The organism is Streptomyces sp. McG3, from assembly GCF_018619185.1.
GTDB lineage: Bacteria > Actinomycetota > Actinomycetes > Streptomycetales > Streptomycetaceae > Streptomyces.
The window spans coordinates 1-2,740 of sequence record NZ_JAAXYC010000525.1 but is presented as its reverse complement, the minus strand read 5'-3'; the positions used below and the strand labels follow the sequence as shown (position 1 = coordinate 2,740).

The 2,740-nt window shown below is 71.1% G+C and carries 3 protein-coding genes and 2 pseudogenes; 2 read left to right on the top strand and 3 right to left on the bottom strand.

Features of this window, described 5'->3' with window-relative positions:
* The first annotated feature begins 375 nt into the window (after window positions 1–375).
* Window positions 376–942 (top strand): dihydrofolate reductase family protein, encoded by a 567-nt coding sequence (locus HET64_RS38050; protein WP_215111788.1) that lies wholly within the window; start codon window positions 376–378, stop codon window positions 940–942.
* 19 nt (window positions 943–961) lie between these two features.
* Here the strand turns inward: HET64_RS38050 and HET64_RS38045 are convergent.
* The 3 genes and pseudogenes from HET64_RS38045 to HET64_RS38040 all read right to left on the bottom strand — a co-directional run bounded on the left by HET64_RS38045 (window position 962) and on the right by HET64_RS38040 (window position 2,177).
* A pseudogene (locus HET64_RS38045) lies at window positions 962–1,214 on the bottom strand (DUF397 domain-containing protein).
* A gap of 18 nt (window positions 1,215–1,232) precedes the next feature.
* Window positions 1,233–1,340 (bottom strand): annotated as a pseudogene (locus tag HET64_RS39755) (helix-turn-helix domain-containing protein); the annotation flags it as partial.
* A gap of 117 nt (window positions 1,341–1,457) precedes the next feature.
* Entirely contained in the window at window positions 1,458–2,177 is a 720-nt protein-coding gene (locus tag HET64_RS38040; RefSeq protein WP_215111787.1) for a DUF4232 domain-containing protein, read from the bottom strand.
* Window positions 2,178–2,403: 226 nt separating this feature from the next.
* Between HET64_RS38040 and HET64_RS38035 the strand changes: the two genes are divergently transcribed.
* Window positions 2,404–2,740, top strand: a 337-nt coding sequence (locus HET64_RS38035) for a helix-turn-helix transcriptional regulator (RefSeq protein WP_308370435.1), incomplete at its 3' end; no start/stop codon positions are given.

Sequence of the window (2,740 nt, the reverse complement as noted above, 5' to 3'; positions counted from 1 at the left end):
GGAGACGGCCGGGGGCCGCGCAGGGGGGCGGGCGAGGCTAGGGTCTTTCGTCTGGATCATGCCGGGCCCCGCGAGCCCGGCATGATCCAGACGAGAGGCCCTAGGCCCTGTCGTCAGACCGCCGCCTGCCCCGCAGCGCCATGCACGCACTCTCGCCGTACCGGGCACACGCCCGAGTACGGTCCCGTACGCGGACGTGCGCCCGGCACGCCGAGAGCACGCACCTGACCCCGCAGCGCCGCCCTTCGGGCGACAACGGCAGTTCGACGACAGGACCTGGGCCCCGCTGTCAGTGCCCGGGCTTATCGTCGAAGCCCGTTGCGCGCCGCCCGGTCGTCGTTCCCGTCGGCCGGGCCGATCCGGCAGGAGCCCCCGGTGAACAGGATCGTCACGTCCATCTCCCTCTCCCTCGACGGATTCTTCGAAGGGCCCGACCACGACATCGACTGGCACACCGTCGACGAGGAGGTGCACCAGCACTTCAACGACTACTTCCGGACGATGGGCGGCTTCGTCGAGGGGCGCGTCACCTACGAGCTGATGGAGGAGTTCTGGCCGACCGCCGATCAGGACCCGGCCAACGAGGGCCCGATGGCCGAGTTCGCGGGGATCTGGCGGGATGTGCCGAAGTTCGTCTTCTCGCGGACGCTGGAGAGCGTCGGGCCGAACGCGACGCTGCTGCACGAGGTCGACCCCGAGCAGGTGCGCGGTCTGCGGGACGCCGCCTCGGGGGACCTGGCGGTGGGCGGGGCGGATCTGCTGGAGTCGTTCCGGCAGGCCGATCTGATCGACGAGTACCGGATCTACGTCCACCCGGTCATCCTCGGCCGGGGCCGCCGCTTCTTCCGGGACACGGAGGACCGGCAGCTGCTCCGGCTGGTGGAAACCCGGACCTTCGGGAACGGGGTCGCGATGCTCCGGTACGAGACGGTCCGGGCATGAGCCCTGCGGCGGTGCGGGGTCAGGCGGTGGCCGCGTAGGCGGCGAACGCCGACCAGGCGGTGGGCGCGACGGTGAAGGCCGGGCCCTCGGTGTCCTTGGAGTCGCGTACGTGGACGGCGGTGGGGTGGGCGGCGATCTCGACGCACTGCCCGCCTTCGTCGCCGCTGTAGCCCGACTTCCGCCAGTCACAAGCGACTTCGAGGCAGGCGCCGCCCCTCGTCGCCGCTGCAGCTCGACTTGAACCGGTTCAGTGCGGTGCTCGTCTCCGCCAGATCCGGCACGAGTGACCGTCTGCCCTGCTCGACGGAGGCGATCGTGTCCTCCTGTACGCCCGAGGCCTGGGTCAGTTCGGCCTGGGTCATGCCCGCCTCGGTGCGGAACCGGGCAAGGAGCCCCATACGGTTCCCACTCCCACCCCGGGACCCACTTCACGCAGGCGCGACCCGTACAGGAAATGTGTACGGGTCGCGCAGAGTTACCGCACGTCAGGCACCGGCCCGGGACGGGTCGTGCGCTCAGTACATCAGGGCGCTCTCGACGTCCGACTGCCAGTAGGTGACGAAGCCCAGGCCGTCCGTGTACGTCCGCGCCGGGAGCTTCACCGTGGACTCGCCCTTCGACTGGTTGTTCTTGTCGACCATGCCGACGCCGAGGTTCACGCTCTTGACCGGCTCGTTCTGGCCGGGCTCCCCGAGGAGCGCGATGCCCGCGTACGCCTTCTTGCCGGGGGAGAGCGTGACGACCGCCTGCGGCTTGCTGTCGTCGAGGACCGGGTACACCGCCTGCGCGCCGTCGAAGCGGAGGAACGGCGCGTAGTAGGCGTAGCAGGTGGTGGGGCCGGTGTTGGTCACCGTGAGCAGCAGGTGGTTGATCGGGCGGCTCACCGAGGAGACCTTGACCGTGGAGTTCTTGGGCGTGCAGGCCGGGATCGCCGCCGCGGCCTTCTTGTTCGGCCCGGCCTCCGGCTTCCTGCCGTGGTTGTCGCCGTTGCCGTTGCCGCCCGCGTGCTTCCCCTGGGCGGGGACGGTCTGCGTCTCGGGCTCTCCGGCCGCCGGTGCGTCCGGCTTCGACTGCGCCTTGTCGTCGGTGCTCGTCGCCGCGGGGGCCGCCGTGTCGGCGGTACCGGCCGGCTTGGTCCCCATGGCCTTGTCCTCGCCGCCGCAGGCGGTGAGCGAGAGGGCGGCGGCGAGGGCGGTGGCGGCGATGGCGATGGTGCGGATGCGGTGGGTGCGCATGGCGGTGGTACTCCCCGTGATCGGTTGACGTGTAGGTCCGGTTGAGCGGCCGGTCCGCGGTGGTGCTGCTGCTGTGGTCTGGTCCGAGCTTGTGGGACGGCGGATTCCGGCCGCAACGCCTGGCGAACCATTGGGGATGCTGGAACGTCTACGCGTACGGTGACCTGCGGGAATTCCGCGTCCCTGGAACGCCGTTCCGGGACGCACGAGGAAGGGGAACGCCGTCGTGGCGACGCCGGAGGCCGTGGATTTCGCGGCTCTGCTCAAGGATCTGAAGGACCGTTCGGGGCGCAGCTACGGTGTGCTGGCGGGGAAGCTGCACGTCAGCACGTCGACCCTCCACCGGTACTGCAACGGGGACGCCGTGCCGAACGAGTTCGCTCCGGTGGAGCGGTTCGCGCGGGTGTGCGGGGCGTCGGGCGACGAGATGGTGGAGGTGCACCGGCGGTGGATCGTCGCGGACGCGGCGCGCCGGCGGCCTCCCGCGGGGGCGAGCGCGGGAGCGGGAGTGGAAGCGGGGAACGGGGCCGGGGGTGTCGCTCCCGCGGCTTCTCCCGCCGCTG

Excerpts from the sequence above, each read along its gene's own strand:
- HET64_RS38040 (WP_215111787.1), bottom strand. The coding sequence starts at position 2,177 with ATGCGCACCCACCGCATCCGCACCATCGCCATCGCCGCCACCGCCCTC.